The organism is Polaribacter sp. Asnod1-A03 (assembly GCF_045063585.1).
GTDB lineage: Bacteria > Bacteroidota > Bacteroidia > Flavobacteriales > Flavobacteriaceae > Polaribacter.
The window spans coordinates 307715-323595 of the sequence record NZ_JBEFOE010000009.1; the positions used below are offsets into that span (position 1 = coordinate 307715).

Here is a 15881-nt window from a genome sequence, read left to right on the forward strand (position 1 = left end):
TTTAATACGAATAAATAATATAGAATATATGAAACTAGATATTTTAGCTTTTGGGGCGCATCCTGATGATATTGAGTTAAGTTGCGGAGCAACAATTGCCAAAGAAGTTTCCTTAGGAAAAAAAGTAGGAGTTATAGATTTAACAAGAGGAGAATTAGGAACCCGTGGTTCTGCTGAACTAAGAGATAAAGAAGCAGCAAAAGCAGCAGAAATTTTAGGCGTTAGTGTTAGAGAAAATTTAGCTTTTTCTGATGGATTTTTTATGAATGATAGAAAACATCAATTAGAGGTTATAAAAATGATACGTAAATACAAACCAGAAATTGTTTTATGTAATGCTATAGATGATAGACATATAGATCACCCAAAAGGTAGTAAATTAGTTTCTGATGCTTGTTTTTTAAGTGGTTTATTAAAGATTGAAACAGAAGTAGAAGGGAAGCAACAAGAAAAATGGAGACCAAAACAAGTATACCATTACATACAATGGAAAAATATTGAACCAGATTTTGTGGTAAATGTTACAGGTTTTATGGATCTTAAAATGAAATCTGTTTTAGCATATTCTTCTCAATTTTACAACCCTGATAGTAAGGAGCCAGAAACACCAATAACTAGCAAAAATTTTAACGAAAGTATAAATTATAGAGCAAAAGATTTAGGACGATTAATAGATGTTGATTTTGCAGAAGGCTTTACTACAGAACGTTACGTTGCAGTAGAAAATTTATCTAAATTAATTTAATTTTTTTCTTGCAAAATAAAAGAATGTGTGTATATTTGCACCCGCAATTATATGGTGGTTGTAGCTCAGTTGGTTAGAGTATCGGTTTGTGGTACCGAGTGTCGCGGGTTCGAATCCCGTCTTCCACCCAAAAGTAGAATCCTTCTCATTATGAGAAGGATTTTTTTGTGGAATTAATTTGAGAAAATAGTTTTAAATTGTTTTTAAAAAATCGATTACTTCTGCTTTTTTTCTTACAGAAACAGGTATGTTGCTATTATCATTTAATATAAGATAACCACCGTCTGCTTTTATAAACTCTTTAATTTGTGTTTTATTTATTAAATGACTTTGGTGTACTCTTAAAAAATTAAATTCTTTTAACATATCAGAATAATATTTAAGAGTTTTAGAGACTAAGATTTTAGATTTGTCCTTTAAATAAAATGTAGTGTAATTATTATCAGATTTACAACGAATAATATCTTCTATATTTACTACTATAATTTTGTCTTGTGTGTATAAAGAAATCCTTTTAAGATTATTTTCTGGATGCGTAACAGCTTGTTTTAAGATGTTTAATTGCTCTATCTGAGGTTCTATTTGTTGTTTTGCTTTTTCTATAGATTGTTTTAGATCTTCATTAGAATAAGGCTTTAAAATATAATCTATGGCAGCAAATTTAAATGCTCTTATTGCATAAGCATCACTTGCTGTTACAAATATAATTTTAGAGGTTAAGTTTGGAAATATCTCTAACAAATCAAAACCTGTTCCGTCTCCTAACATGATGTCTAAAAAAAGAATATCTGGTTGTTGTTTTTGTAATAATTTAGCAGCTTCTATTACGCTCTTTGCAGTTGCTATAATTTCAATTTCATTATGATTTTTAGAAATATCGTTTACCAACATTTCTAAAGCTAAAACATTATCTTCTACTACAACCGCTGTCATTTTATTCATGTTATAATTTTTCTTCTAATTCAAAAATGGTTATTTCCGGTCTTACGTTAAACCTAACTTGATATAAATTACCAAGCGCTCTATTAATATAAAGTGTTCTACCATCGTATAAATCAAATTCTCCAGCAGAATATCTTTTATTTTCTACAGGTAAAATAGGTGGGTTTAAAAAAGGAGGTTTTACTTGTCCTCCATGGGTATGACCAGACAAAATCCAACCTTTATAATTATTCCAAACATCTAAATCACAAACATCTGGGTTGTGGCATAAGACTATGTTTGCTTTATTTTCGTCATATTTATCCATAATTTTTTTGGGATAAAAATTAGAGCTCCAATAATCATCAATACCCATAATATTTAGTCCGCTAAAACTTATTTCGTCATTTCTAAGAATTTTAATACTTTCATTTTCTAAAATAGCAGATATTTTATCAGAAACATCCGTTTCATCCCAATTTAATCCGTAATCATGATTTCCTAAAACGCCAGCTGTTCCTAATTTTCCAGTAACGGCATGTTTAAAAACCTTTTCTAATTGGCCAAATTGTTCAGGCGTTTCATAAGAAGCAAAATCGCCTGTATAAACTACAAAATCAGGATTATAAAGACTTGCTTCTTTAAAAGAATCTATAATGTATTGATAATCAAATTTATTACCAACGTGTACATCACTAATTTGCATTAATGTTTTACCAATTAAACCTTTTGGTAAGTTTTTAATAGGCATTTTAACCTTAACAAATTCTAACCAAAAAGGTTCTACTTGCCAAGCATAAAGACCACCTAAAACACCTGCACCTAAAGAAGTATACACTGCTTTTTTTATAAATTTTCTTCTTTCCATATTGTTAATAATCTGTTTTTAAAGGTATTTTAAATGTAACTTTTGTACCAGTTACTTTACCTTTGTTTTTAATTTCTTCGATAGAAAATAAATTATATTTTGATAAATTTTGAATTCTTTCTTTTGTTACTTTTAAAGCAACCGATTTATGATTTGATTTTTCTTTTTTGGTTTGATTAAAACCAACTCCATTATCTTCTATTGTAAAGTGCAGGAATTTGTTTTTAACTTCAAACAAAAGTTTAATTTTTGGCTCTTTTGTGCTTAGTAAAAAAGCATGTTTTATACAGTTTTCTAGAAAAGGTTGTAACAACATTGGCGGAATTAAAATCTCTTCTGAATCGATATTGTTTAAAGAAGTTTCAAAACTATATTCAAAAGATTTAGCATTGATTTTTTGCTCTAAATCTAAATAATTTTTTAGCGTTTCAATTTCATCACGTAAACTAATTTCTTCTAAACGAGAGTTGTTTAAAACACTTCTTAAAAGTATAGAAAATTGAGAAACTGTTTTATTTAACTCGTTAGAATTACCAGCATTACCGAGGGCTTTTATTCCATTTAAAACATTAAAAATAAAATGAGGATTCATTTGTAATTGCAATGCTTTTTGTTCTAAACTCAACAAGTGATTTTTAAGTTTTAATTTGTCTATTTTTTGTTGATTTTTTTTCTTCAGTTTTCTAATGTATAAATCTACAATTCCAGCTAAAAGAAAGCATAAAATTACACCACATAAAAGGTAAAACCATATTTTTTGATAAATAGTAGTATCAATAAAAAAATGAAACGTTTTTGTACTAATATCTGTACTGTTTTTAAAACGAGATTCTACAGTAAATTGATATTTACCAGATTTTAAGTTGGCAAAATTTATCTGATTCGTTTTCTGCCAAGGAGAAAAATCTTTATTTAATTTATAACGGAATTCTATATTTTCTGAGTTGTTTATAGAAATTGCTTGCCATAAAAAAGATAAGTTATTTTCATTTGGTTGTAAGTTTAAAACCTTGTTGTAAGAATTTAGATTTATAGAGTTTAAGGGTACATAATTTACAGAAATATCAGCTAAAATTAGATTTGTTTTTTTAGGTAAATTGCTGTTTTTTTTGATATATAATTCATTTTCTGTTGCTAAAAAAATATTGCGTTCTGCATCTTCAAAAACAACATTTATAGTATTTGAGTTTAAAAAACTATTGTATTTGCTAATCCTTTTATCAAAAGTAAAATTAGTAATATCTAAAACATCAATTCCGTCATTTTTAGAAGCAACATATATTTTATTTTCAACTTTGGTAATATTAGTTATCTGATCTTTAAAATATTTATTAACAAGTCCATTTTCTTCGTTAAATTCTTCAATTTCACTATTATCTTTTAAAACAAAAAGAGTGTTGTTGAAACTTAAAAAAGAAGTGTAATTTCCTTTACTTATTTGTTTTATTTTTTTCGGATTAAATACATCATCAATTTGCCAAAGTCCGCTATTAGAACCAATAAAAAAATTGTTTTTTATAAATAGAATATCATTTATGGTAGAAAAATCTAATTTAGAAGTCGTTTTTAAAGGTTGTATAAGATTATTTTTAAAATAAAATATTCCTTGGTTTGTACCTACAAGAATTTTATTCTGATGATTATAAATAGTGTAAACTTCTTTTGCATCAAAACTTTTTAATTGATTGGCTGTTTTAAGAAAAAGACTTTTGTTTTTACCAATAAAAATTGAATCACCTTTACAGAAAAGAGTATTAATTTTAGAAGAAAAATTATCTGTGTTTAAACTAAAATCTACAATAGATTTTCCATTGTATTTTAATAAACCTTTGTTGGTTGCTAGCCAAATATTGTTAAATGTATCTTGTGTTATTTCTTTAATTTGATAATTACTAAAGTCATTATAAGCCTTTATTTTTTCGAAGTTATTTTCTTGAGCATGCGCAGAAAATATCGATAGAAATAAAAGAAACGAAAGATAATTTATAATTAAGGTTTTTAAAAACTTAGCCATCTTTACAAAATTACTAATTAAAACGTCATTACACTATTTTAAATTTTGTGTAATGACGTTGGTTAAACTACTTTCTCTTTTTCAATTTATTTTAAAGCATATAAACGCTTGTTGTTTGTATTTGGTTTAATGTGCTGTAACTCTCCGTAAGGTCTTACCAAAGGTTTAAGAACACATAAACCAGTGGTTCTACCTTTAATAATTAAAGTGCTGTTTTTAGAACTAGCTCTCCATCTAAATTTATCTAAAGGGATGTTGTACTGATTAATTTCTGCTATTAACTCTTCGTCTAATTTAATCCATTCTATTATTTCTTTTTCAGATGTAAAAATTGGCATTTCATTATCTGTATGGTGGTAATCAAATTCCCATTTAACAGGTATAGAAAATTGTTCTGTATAAGCTTCTCCTATGTATCTTTCTTCATTATTATTTAAAGCTTCATACCAATTTATTTCTTTTTCTTCTGGATATTTTCTAGCAATTTCTTTAGATAAATCTGTTTTTCCTGGTGATTTTGAAGTTGGATAAAAAACATAATAAGGTTCTGCTAAATAATGATCAGAAAATTTACCACCAAATATGGTGTGATATGGAGATGCAATTACATTAGGCACAATTTCTGTGGAAAAAGCTTCTTTTAGTGTTTTTAAAAGCTCTTTATTTTCTATTAAACCAGATGCATGAAATACGATTTTTGTATTTGTATCTATAATATTTTTAAGCGTAGGTAATGCTCCGTTGTTTATACTTTCCTTTAATGTTTTACTTGTTATATCATCGCCTCTAACAATTGTTTCTAAATTCATCCCTTTATAAGGATTACTTTGGTTTACAATATGTACTTCTCCGTAAGGAATTCTATTTGCGTTTTCATTCATCCAAAGAATAATTTCTTCTAAAGAATATTGTCCGTCTATAACTTTTAAACCTTTTTCTTGAAAATAAGTTCTGGCATTAGAGTAAAAGGTTTCGTTTCCTTTATCAAAACCAGCAATAAATACAATAGGATTTCTTGATGTTGTTTTAGAATTTTCCTTTTTTTCTACAGAAGTATTAGTTGCAATAACTACTTCTTTTTTTACTTTATTTGTTTTGTTGTTATCACAACTAATAAATGGGCTACTTAATGCAATTAAACTTGCCGCGAATACTGATTTTTTTAAGATTGTTCTCATAATTTCTACTTTTTTAAATGTTAATACACAGTAAAAGTAGAGTAGAAGTAAAGCTAAATATTGCGGTTATTAGAATTCGTGAAAGAACAATTAGAATTCGTACTTTAATTTAAAATCAAAGTATAATCAATATCAGAAGTAGTAATAATAGTTTTGGCTTTTACTTTTTTAAGATCTAATAAAATTTTTAGTTCTTCTATTTCATGATAATTAAAAACTAAAATTAAATTTTTATGAAATGTAGCAATTGGTATTTTTCTTTTTTGTGTGGTAGAAGAATTAAAAGTTAACCAATACTCTACATCTATTTTAGCAAGATATTCTTTAAATTGAAATAGTTGTTCTTTACTAAATTGAAAAAATATATTATTATAGATAAGGTTGTAAACTTTACAATTATTACAGATTGAAAGTTCTCCGTTTTTTACTCTTGATATTATTTTAGAATTTTCGCTCATAATTTTATTATTTAATAACAATCGCTTTTAATTTGGTATTTTTCTATAAATTTATCTACGGGAGAATTAAGATATTCTTCTGTAATTTTATTTAACGTTATTAAAACACCATTATACATGCTTAGAGAGCCACAAATCATAATATGATTTCCGTCTTTTAATGTATTTGCAATTAATTTAGGTTTCTTTAAAATAATATCCTGAACGTAAATTTTATCTTTTTGTTCTTGCGATAAAGCTGTGTAAAAAGAAGTTAGTGTTTTGTTTTTTATCGATAAATCTATATTTTTTTTATAAAGTTCTAGAGAGTCTTTTGTTCTTCCTCCCCAAAATAAATGAACTTTTGTTTTTGGTCTTTTTGTATGAATCATTCCTAAAAAAGGAGCAACTCCAGTTCCGTTTGCAATTAAAATAACTTCTTTTGATTTTTTAGGAAAATGAAATTTTTCGTTTTTTTGGATACTTGCAACTATTTTATCATTAACATTACAATTATTTAAAAAATTAGAGCAAAAGCCAAATTCATGTTTTTTAACACTTAATAAAACGGAATTATTAACTCTAGCAATAGAGTATAAACGGTTTCTGGTTTCATCTTTAGGGATGATAGATAGTAAATCTCCCGATACAAATTTTGTTTTTCTAATTGATTTTAATTCAATTAAAAAAGTATCATCTATATTATTTTCTGTTTTGTTTAAAATGGTAAATATTTGTTGTTTTTCTTTTGTTTTTTTTATGTCTTCTTTGTTAATTTTTAAATCTATTTGATTTAAAGAATTCCATTCTAAAAGCCATTTTTCGAAATCTGTAAAAGATTGATTATTTACTTTGTAAAGAGGTAAAATAGAGTTGAAGTTATCTTGTAATTGTAAACTCGCTTGAACCTGAATAGCAAATTTGCAATACTCTTTGTATTCTTTAGAGCCAAAGCCTACAACAGAAAAATTTATTGATTTATATTGTTTAGTTTCACTTGTTTTTTTGATGAATTTAGTAGCATTTATTGGCGCATCTCCTTCACCATAAGTTGCTGTAAAAACGATGATTTTTTCTGCGTTTTTATATGTCGTGTAGCTGTTTAAGTCTGATATAAAAGCAGTTTTTTTGGCAGATATTAAAGCTTTGTAAAAAGTGTTTGCAAAGTTTAAAGTACTTCCGGTTTCCGAACCAACAAGAATTATATATTCTGCTTCATCTTTTGTGAATTTGTTTTTTATTTTAGATTTTTTTTGAATTCTTTTTAAAGTCATGGCAAAGCCAGAAAAAATAAAAAATAAAATAGCAAAACAAGCTAAAAGTAAAATAAAAGACCATAAAAAAGAACCTTTACCAGTATGGAGTAATAAGCTATAATAAGAACCTAAAGTAAATAAGCTTTCCTCTTTTTTAGTAATAATCTGTCCTGTAAATTGATGAACAGCAATTTCTTTATCAACTAGTTTTATGTAATAATAATCTTCTTCATCTTTAGAAAAAGGAAACTCTATTTTTTGAATCTCAGATAATTTTGTAGATTTAAATATATCAAAACTAGTACTTGTATTTAAAATGTTGTTTTCTAATGCAATTTCTACATGTTTACTTTTGTCTTTAGGTAATAAAGAAAACTTTTCTAAAGATAAATAAACACCTGTTAATGTAATAATTATTATCGGTATTAGAGTATATCTACCAAGAATGATATGGTAATATTGATTAAAATCTTCTTTTATAATTTTAGAGAAGAACTTAGAATAACCACCTTGTCTTTTTGCGATTAAAACAATACCAGTTATAGCAATTAAAAATAATAAAAATGACACAAAACCTATAATAAACCTTCCTGTAGATTTTAAAAATAAAGAACGATGTAAGTTTGTAGCAAACTCAAAAATTGGTTTTTTTTCTAAAATATCTCCAACTTTTTTTCCTGTTTTTGGGTTTATGTAAAATGTATCACTTTTTCCGTTTTTTAAAATAACATCTGACGAAACAAAATTATTTTCATCAACTTCTATAGTGATAATTTCATCATATTCTTGCTGTAAAGTTTTAATAGTTTCTGCAACAGAAATAGTACTAATATCTACAATATTATAAGGGTTTGTTTTATCAGCAATAGGCTCAAAAGCTAGTATAATACCAGTTATTGAAGCTAAAATAATAAATAAGGCAGAAGATATAGCCAGGGTTAAGTGGCTATACCTCCAAATAGATATGGTCATTTTTTTATGCTTATTTTGGCATCATTCTTACATAACGAATAAATCCTTTTCCTTCTATTTTAGATTTTACGTTTTCTGATGTCAACTCAAATTCCACATCATCTTTATGATATTCTTGGTTTTCTACAGCAGTTTCAAAACGGATTTTGTAACCTTTATCTAATTTATTGTTATCAATTCTAATAACACTAATAGATCGTTGACCACCACTAATTGTTGCACCTGTAATTGCATCTATATCAGCTCTTTTTTTACCTTGAAAATCCCACCATTCTGTAATGTCAAAATACCATTCATCATCATCACCTTGTACATATAAAGTTTCTTCGTATTCTCCTTCTGGGTTTAATAATGAAATTACAACATAGGCTCCTTCACCTGTGTAATTTGTCATTTGAATCATACATTTATATGGAGCACTTTCACTGTATTTTTTAAAACTGAACAAAGCAGTTATCATTAATAAAAAAGCAGGAATTATAAGTAATATTTTTTTAGTTTTCATTGTCTTTTATTTTAAAAAGTTGATGCTTTCTTTTTTTAATAATTCGTTTTCAGAAGCTAAATCATAAACAGTTTCATCAAAGTCTGTTTTTACATTTTTATCTGCACCAACACTTAATAAATATTTAATGATTTTGTTGTCTTTAGCTTTCATCGCAGCAATTTGTAAAGCGGTTAAATCTTCTTTATTTTTAGTGTTTACATCAATTTTATATACAGCTAATCTTTTTAATAAAGCTAAATTGTTTTCTTCTGCAGCAATATGCATTAATGTGTTACCAGAGTTTTGGCGTTTATTTATAACCAATCCGTTTTTTTCTAAAACTTGTAATTTAGTTTCAAAAGCATTTGGTTTGTTTTCTTGACCACGACCTTTTCTTCTAGAACTAAAATTCTTAATTAAGTAGTAAGAAAGTGTGTTACCATCATTATCTAAAGTATTAACATCTGCACCTTTTTCAATTAAAAAGTTAATTACATCTACAGAGTTTCCTTCTACAGCATTTGTTAAAGCCGTTGCTCCTTTTTTGTTCTTTTGGTTAATATCTTTAACCTCTTTAGATAAAAAAGTAACCACTTTTAAAGGGGCACTACTTGCTGCAATTGTAAAAGGAGAATTACCTTCTTTGTCTTGTAAATTTACATCAACGCCTTTTTCTATAAAGTATTTATAAATAGCAATGTCTTTATTATTTCTAGCAATAAGGTGTAATGGATTTTTACCTTCTTCATTAACTATATTTGGGTTTACTCCAATTTTTTCTAAAAACTGATAAGTTTCTAAAGTGTTTTGTTTTCTTCTACCTCCTTGGCTAGCTAATAACATAGCATTGTTTCCTTTATCGATTCCTTTAGATACAAGTAATGATAAGAACTCTTTGTTACCACCTTTAGCAGCATATTCAAAAAATCCGTTACCATAATTGTCTTTATTGTTTATAGAAACACCTTTAGTTGTTAAGAAATCTACCAATGTAAAATCTTTTAAATGAGGAGCAACTAATAAAAGAGCATTTGCTCCATCATGATTTTTTTCTTTAGTAATATCTGCACCGATTTCGAAACTATATTTGTAAAAATCTATATCAGTTACACCAGAATTTGCAGCAAAAGTCATAAAAGTAAAACCATGTGTACCCAATACCTTTGTATTTACACCTTTAGCAACTAAGAATTTCATTACTTCTAAATTGTTTGTGTAAGCAGCCCAATGTAAATAAGATCTACCATCGTGTGTTGGTCTATTTACATCATTATTTTTAGTAATTAAATATTTAATTACATCATTATCTGCTTTTGCATTTATAGCGTATACAATGGCATCAAAAGCATTACTGGTAGATTCTGTTACATCGTTTCCTTCTGCTATTTTTTGATCTACCATTGTAATTGTTGGGTTAGAAGACCAAAAATCTCTTTCAAGAAAAATGTTCTTTTTTTGTGCAATAGTACTAATACTAATAAATGCCAATAAGATTGTGATTTTATTTAAATATTTCATGGTTTATTTTTTTACAAATGATTCGATTATTGGGTTAATTTCTTTTTCTTCTACTATTTCATCAGAAAATAAATGTTTGTATAAAGCTTTGTTATCTACTTTTTTCTCAAGAGATAAGTTTTTGCTTCTACCATAAACTTCATTCCATTTATTTCTAACCAATTGCCATTTATCTGCATTAGATTTCCACCAATCTGCTGCGGCTTTACATCTGCTATCATCTACTTTTACGTAAGTATTGTATCCTTTTTCTTTGGCTAAAACAAAGTCTTCTTTACCTGTTTTACGAACAACTTTACTATTGTCTTGGTCATGAACCCAACCAGCATCAGTTATTTCGTGTCTATTAGTTCTTAAAGTAATATTATAATCACTTCTTTTTGTGTATTCTCTTCTTGGTAAAGGAGCTGTAGTTGTGTTTTCCCAATAGTTTTTTCCATCAACATGTACCCAAGTTCCAGAACCTTCGTAACGAGGACTATCATCTACTTGATAAACCTTTTGAGTCCATTGTCCTTTAACTTCTTTTTTATCTTTTTGTTCAAAAGTCCAGTTGTTATCACCGTTAAACATATAAAAGTCTGTGTTTTCAAACAACCAATCTTGTCTCCAATGTTTAATAATCATTGGTTCTGCAGGATTACCAACTTGTAATAAATGTTGAATTGATATTTTGTTATTATCATCTTCAACTAAACCAGCCCATTCTAAACCTTTATCAACCTTTGTTTTTGATGGTTTATAAGTAGAATCTTTACTATAATTAAAAGTTTCTGCAAAATTGAAAGTAACTTCAAAACACCCGCACATTTCTTTTATGGCATTTTGATCTTTTGTCTTTTTGCTTTGTGCATTTATTGTAATTGATATTGCAAACAATAAGCAGAAAAATAATAATTTATTCATTTTAGAAGTTTTTTAAAATTCCTGACAAAAATATAAAATTTATTTAGATTGAATCAAAATAAGATATATATTTGTCGAAAATTATTAAGAATGTTTCTAAATAAAGAATTTGCATTATTATTTTTATTTTCAACAATTACTGTTTTGGGTCAAGAGCAAAAAAAGGACTCTACAAGAGTTACTGTTTTAGATGAAGTAGTAGTTACTGGCCAATATAATGCACAGTCTATAAAAAAATCTGTACATAATGTAACAGTTATTAAAAGAGAACAAATAGAAAATCAGGCAGCAAATAATTTAGCAGATTTATTAAACTTTAATTTAAACTTAAACATTATACCTAATTCTCAAACAGGTAAGTCTACCATTTCTTTTTTCGGTTTAGATGCACAGTATTTTAATATTCTGGCAGATAATATTCCTATTGTTAGTGATAATGGTTTAGGTAATAATATAGATTTAACTCAAATTAATTTAGATGATATAGAACGAATAGAAATTGTAGAAGGTTCTATGGGAGTAGAGTATGGAGCTAACGCTGTTTCTGGTGTAATTAATATTATCACTAAAAAAAATATAGATAATAAATGGCGTATTAATGCATCTTTACAAGAAGAAACGGTAAGTGATGAATATGCTTTTTTTGATAAAGGAAGGCATATACAAACATTTAATATTGCAAATAATATAAACAGTAATTGGTTTGCAAGAATGGGTGTAAATAGAAATGATTTTGCTGGTTTTTATAATGATAAGCAAGGTGGAGATTATTATGAAAACGATGGTTTAAGAGGTTTTGATTGGTTACCTAAAGAACAATTATCAACCACAGGTTTGTTACAATATGAAAAAAAGAATTTTAAACTTTTTTACAAGTTTGAATATTTTAATGAAGTTTTAAATTATTTTGATGCTGCTGTTAGAGCAAACATAGATACGCAAGCACAAACAAGTACCCCGTCTGCAACAGACAAAATTTATACAACCAATAGGTTTATTAATAACGTAAATTTATCAGGGAAATTAAATAAAGGAGCAATTTATAATGCTGTTTTTTCTTACCAAGAACAAAAAAGGAACTTAAACGAGTTTAATTATTACATTCTAAGCAAAGAAAGAAGTAATGAAACAGATGAAGTTTATCAATCTAGTAAAATTTTCTTTTCTAAAGGAAGTATAAATAATCTTGTAAAAAGTGATTTTTATAACTTTCAATTAGGTTATGAAACTAGATTTATAGAAGGATTTGATACCCAGGCTTCTGGAGATGTAACCCAGCAAGATAAAACACAAAAACAAAATAATTATGCTTTTTATGGTTCTTCAGAACTTCGATTTTCTGATGTTTTTACATTAAGACCTGGAGTTAGGTATGAATATAATTCTTTGTTTAAATCTAAAGTATTGGCTTCTTTAAGCACTCGATACTTATTAAAAAACGGCTTTGAATTGCGTGGTAATATTGGTACATCTTATAGAACACCAAATTTCGAAGAATTGTATTATTATTTTGTAGACTCAAACCATGATGTTAGAGGTAATGAAAACTTAAACCCAGAAAATGGTTATACAGCTTTTATAAATCTTAAAAAAAGAAGTTGGATAAAAGATTTGTCTCTTTTAAATACTTTAAAATTTAGTTATGTAGATGTTGTAGATAAAATTGATTTGGCAATTGTAAATCCTACTCCGTTACAATATCAATATATAAATATAGATGCTTATAAACTTTGGGGAATTACATCAGAAAATAGTATTAAAAAACAAAATTGGACATTTAATTTAGGTGCTACTTTACAAGGTATTTCTAGAATAGCAAATAACGAGATAAATGCAGAAAATGATTTTTTATATTCTTTTCAGTTAAATACAAGTGCTACATATAACATAAAAAAATGGCAAACGGCATTAACAATATTATTAAAGCATAATGGTAAACAACAAAATTACATTGCATCAGAAATAGATACAGATGGTAATTCTGTTTTTACAAAATCTACAACTAATTCATATAATTGGTTAGATGCTTCCATTAAAAAATCATTTTTTAACAATAAAATTCAGGCAACCTTGGGCGGAAGAAATTTGTTTGACGTTACTAACGTAAGTGTTAGTAATGCCAATTCAGAAGGTGTTCATGCATCAGACAACAGTGCTCTTCTATTAGGCTATGGTCGCTCTTATTACTTAAAACTATTATATAACCTTAATTTTTAATTTAATCATGACTAACAAATTTTTAACTTTTATTTTATTAGCCACAGTATTTTCTTTTGTGAGCTGTAATGATGATGATTCTCCTACAGAACCAATAGTGGTCGTAATAGATGGAGCAGCAATTGCACCGGAAGTTGGTGGACCAAACGAACCTAATCAAGTATATGTAGATTTAAGTACAAATACTACAACAGCTGTAAAAAGAGATTCTTGGGATTTAGGTTTTTATACAGGAAATGAATTTAGAGTAACTTTAAACGGATCACTTTATATGGCAGTTGGTCAATTATCTAGTACAGATATAGATAATGTAAGCTCTACAACAGAAGAAGTTTTAGAATTACAACCAAAAGTTGCTGTTGGTACTTTTGATGCTACAAATACAATTTATGTAGATGCTCCAGAAGGAACAATAACTGAAACAGCAATTGCAGAAATTTCTGATACAGATTCAAATAATAACGTGTATTTATTAAACCTAGGATATGAAGTAGGTACAGAAAATCCTGCTACCGGAAGTGTTGCAGTTACAGGTGATTCTAGAGGTTGGAAAAAAATAAGAATTTTAAAAGATGGATCTGATTATGTGTTACAATATGCAGATTTAGATGATACTACTCATACAGAAGTAACAATAACTAAAAATACAGATTATAATTTTACTTTTTTCAGCTTTAATACAGAAACAGAAACTTTAGTGCAGCCAGAAAAATCTTCTTGGGATTTAAATTTTACAGTTTTTACTAATGAAATAACTGGTTATGGTTCTTATGGATATTCTGATTTTATAACGAACAATACCAAAGCAAATGCACAAGTTTATATGATAGATACAGAGGTTGATGCTTATACTTATGACACTTTTACACTTACAGATGTTGCTACATCTAATTTTACAACAGATCAACGTAGTATTGGGAATAGCTGGAGAAATGGAGGAGGACCAGGTAGTTTACCTTCTTTAAAAGATAATGTATTTTATGTAGTAAATGATACAGATGGTAACTTATATAAATTACAATTCTTAGCATTAACAAATGCTGATGGAGAACGTGGTTACCCAGAATTTATCTATAGTTTGTTAGAATAGAAACAAGCTATATTTGTTTTGTTTAATTTTAGTGAATTTGAAAAGTCATTTAAGTTTTACTTAAATGGCTTTTTATTTTTCAATTTTATTGTAATGTACCACTTTTGTTAAACCTTCTTTATTTGGATTTTTTGCAAAAGACCTTAAAAAATTATCGGTATATTCAATTACCCTATCCTCAGGGTAAAATAATACTTTATTTACTTTTGCAGCCCATTCATTACAAAAAACAATAGTTGTATTATCATTTTTTCTATAATATTCATTCATGTATTTAGGTAACTTTTCTTTTAATTCATCATTTATTTCTATATAATAATATTTTAAATCAGCAGTAAAAAAATGGAAAGATAATAAGTTGTCATAAAAACCATTTATACTATTAGCAAAAGGAAAAATAATTGTAAATGTTAGCATAATTAACTTTTGTTTGTTAAAATATTTTAGAAAAAAATCAAAAGGACTGGATGTTTTTAATGTCCAAAACAAAATTATAACACTTAATATATTTTGAAAATTCCATGGTACTACATTATATCCATAACCTAAATAAAATAATAAAAAAGTAATTATAGAGTGCATTAACAGGATAAAAAGAACTCCAAATTTTCTTGTTTTATTAAATAATAATAAAACACCCATTATTGCTTCTAACCAAGGTACAGCATAAGTAAAACCTACCAAAAACCATTGAGGTAAAAAACTAAAATGTTTGTTTAAAGCACGTAACCAGATTACATAAAAATCAGCATTAATTTTTTGTATTCCACTCCAAAAGTAAGTCGCAAAAAAAATTAGAATTATTACATAAAGTATTTTTTTAGGATTTGTATTTTTATTAAAAATTTCTATAGCTAAAATGGTTAAAAAACTTTGATAAAAATAGGGTTGTAGTCTATTTTGGTCAATTAATGCTAAAAAAATATAAAACAGAATAATTGTCCAACCTAGCCATGTTTTATTCTTAAAAATGTAGATAACTTGTATTAGAAAAAATCCAACAGCTAATATATAATCTAAAGGATATTGTAATACTGGTAACCAATTATATAACGGAACTGTAGGAAAATTTTTGGTAGAAACCCATAATTTTGGTGCATACAACATCAAAATTAAAACAGGAATAATGGCTATTATTCTTATCCAATTTATTTTTTGTCTGTCTGTTAGGTTTGTTATCATTTTTATCTTGTGTTTGTAAACAAGTTAAGCATTATACCTTAAAAAAATCAAGATAAGTTCTATGTTACAGCTCTTTTTTGCTTTATTTAG

Annotated in this window: 13 protein-coding genes and 1 tRNA gene; 4 read left to right on the forward strand and 10 right to left on the reverse strand. The window is 26.9% G+C overall.

Translation table 11 applies throughout. The features are described 5' to 3' along the window. Positions 1-28 precede the first annotated feature (28 nt). Both bshB1 and ACJJVY_RS01740 read left to right on the forward strand, forming a co-directional pair. A complete protein-coding gene (gene bshB1 / locus ACJJVY_RS01735) occupies positions 29-745 on the forward strand; it encodes a bacillithiol biosynthesis deacetylase BshB1 (protein ID WP_405604513.1) in 717 nt (238 codons plus the stop codon). 53 nt (positions 746-798) lie between these two features. Next, positions 799-874 (forward strand) — tRNA-His (locus ACJJVY_RS01740). Positions 875-937: 63 nt separating this feature from the next. Here ACJJVY_RS01740 and ACJJVY_RS01745 read toward each other — a convergent pair. The 9 genes from ACJJVY_RS01745 to ACJJVY_RS01785 form a co-directional block, all read right to left on the reverse strand. Beyond that, positions 938-1687 carry a LytR/AlgR family response regulator transcription factor gene (locus ACJJVY_RS01745; RefSeq protein ID WP_405604515.1) on the reverse strand — a complete coding sequence of 250 codons (750 nt, stop codon included), beginning with the start codon at positions 1685-1687 and terminating at the stop codon, positions 938-940. A gap of 1 nt (position 1688) precedes the next feature. Continuing rightward, on the reverse strand, positions 1689-2534 hold the full coding sequence (locus tag ACJJVY_RS01750; protein ID WP_405604517.1) for a metallophosphoesterase: 846 nt from the start codon (positions 2532-2534) through the stop codon (positions 1689-1691). 4 nt (positions 2535-2538) lie between these two features. Continuing rightward, on the reverse strand, positions 2539-4548 hold the full coding sequence (locus ACJJVY_RS01755; protein WP_405604519.1) for a histidine kinase: 2010 nt from the start codon (positions 4546-4548) through the stop codon (positions 2539-2541). 86 nt (positions 4549-4634) lie between these two features. Continuing rightward, positions 4635-5726, reverse strand: a complete 1092-nt coding sequence (locus ACJJVY_RS01760; protein WP_405604521.1) for a hypothetical protein — start codon at positions 5724-5726, stop codon at positions 4635-4637. A gap of 104 nt (positions 5727-5830) precedes the next feature. Beyond that, positions 5831-6184 (reverse strand): DUF6686 family protein, encoded by a 354-nt coding sequence (locus ACJJVY_RS01765; protein WP_405604522.1) that lies wholly within the window; start codon positions 6182-6184, stop codon positions 5831-5833. Positions 6185-6195: 11 nt separating this feature from the next. Then, entirely contained in the window at positions 6196-8391 is a 2196-nt protein-coding gene (locus tag ACJJVY_RS01770) for a PepSY domain-containing protein (protein ID WP_405604523.1), read from the reverse strand. 10 nt (positions 8392-8401) lie between these two features. Beyond that, positions 8402-8896 (reverse strand): DUF2271 domain-containing protein, encoded by a 495-nt coding sequence (locus tag ACJJVY_RS01775; protein WP_405604525.1) that lies wholly within the window; start codon positions 8894-8896, stop codon positions 8402-8404. A 6-nt stretch (positions 8897-8902) separates the two neighbouring features. Next, the gene (locus tag ACJJVY_RS01780) at positions 8903-10396 is read right to left on the reverse strand and encodes an ankyrin repeat domain-containing protein (protein ID WP_405604527.1); all 1494 of its coding nucleotides are present in this window, start codon (positions 10394-10396) and stop codon (positions 8903-8905) included. A gap of 3 nt (positions 10397-10399) precedes the next feature. After that, positions 10400-11302, reverse strand: a complete 903-nt coding sequence (locus tag ACJJVY_RS01785; protein ID WP_405604529.1) for a DUF6607 family protein — start codon at positions 11300-11302, stop codon at positions 10400-10402. A 90-nt stretch (positions 11303-11392) separates the two neighbouring features. On the opposite strand from ACJJVY_RS01785, the gene ACJJVY_RS01790 reads away from it, so the two are divergent. Both ACJJVY_RS01790 and ACJJVY_RS01795 read left to right on the forward strand, forming a co-directional pair. Further along, on the forward strand, positions 11393-13519 hold the full coding sequence (locus ACJJVY_RS01790) for a TonB-dependent receptor plug domain-containing protein (RefSeq protein WP_405604531.1): 2127 nt from the start codon (positions 11393-11395) through the stop codon (positions 13517-13519). Positions 13520-13526: 7 nt separating this feature from the next. Continuing rightward, the gene (locus ACJJVY_RS01795) at positions 13527-14609 is read left to right on the forward strand and encodes an HmuY family protein (protein WP_405604533.1); all 1083 of its coding nucleotides are present in this window, start codon (positions 13527-13529) and stop codon (positions 14607-14609) included. Positions 14610-14681: 72 nt separating this feature from the next. Here ACJJVY_RS01795 and ACJJVY_RS01800 read toward each other — a convergent pair whose 3' ends face one another. Next, positions 14682-15791 carry a MauE/DoxX family redox-associated membrane protein gene (locus tag ACJJVY_RS01800; RefSeq protein ID WP_405604535.1) on the reverse strand — a complete coding sequence of 370 codons (1110 nt, stop codon included), beginning with the start codon at positions 15789-15791 and terminating at the stop codon, positions 14682-14684. Positions 15792-15881 lie beyond the last annotated feature (90 nt).